Source organism: Mycoplasma marinum (genome assembly GCF_004335975.1).
Lineage (GTDB): Bacteria > Bacillota_I > Bacilli_A > Mycoplasmatales > Metamycoplasmataceae > Mycoplasma_K > Mycoplasma_K marinum.
This window is the reverse complement of the sequence record NZ_PSZO01000109.1, coordinates 1-656: the sequence shown is the minus strand read 5'-3', so window position 1 is coordinate 656 and position 656 is coordinate 1. Positions and strand designations below refer to the sequence as shown.

The 656-nt window shown below is 28.7% G+C and carries 1 protein-coding gene; it reads left to right on the top strand.

Features of this window, described 5'->3' with window-relative positions; translation table 4 throughout:
- Nucleotides 1-181: hypothetical protein (locus C4B24_RS05125; RefSeq protein WP_168388388.1), on the top strand; the 181-nt coding region annotated here is incomplete at its 5' end.
- Nucleotides 182-656 lie beyond the last annotated feature (475 nt).

Genomic DNA, 656 nt, shown 5'->3' with positions numbered 1-656 from the left:
GATGTTACTTTCTAAGAAGAGTATTGATGAAATTGGTTCTTCTACTAAAGGTGAAGTAAATGGTATTAGATATTCAGTTACTAAACAATTTGTTTTAGGCGGAAGAATTTATGGGAATATGAAAGTTCAATTTGATAAATATGGTGGATGATTTGAAGTATTAAAAATGGTTCAAAAATAGACATCAACAAACATAAAAGAAAATTTTACATCCTAAATAAATTGGGGAAAAATAATCCTATACTTCTTTATTTCTTGGAGTGTAGAATTATTTTTTATCGGTTTAATTATGGTTGTTTTTTTGTTCTAAAAGTTTGTTCTTTTAAAATGTTTACTCGTAAAAGATTTTTAACCCAAGTTAATAACAAAAGATGGGTAATAATTTTGTAGGCACCACAAAATTAACTGCAAACTTCATTAAATTGCACAAATTGTTATGCTATTTATATATTTAACTGTGCTCTTGACCTTTTGATTCATTACACGCCTTCGGCAAGGTAATATTAGCGTGAGCGGTGGCAAGCACCTTTGTGTTTGCTTGCTTCTCATATAAAAGCAAAGCGCCAAGTTGATTTACAAGTTATATGTCATGGCTTAACAAACAAATTAACTATAAATAGATAATATTGAAAATAGACTAATCTCAGTTGGAAATG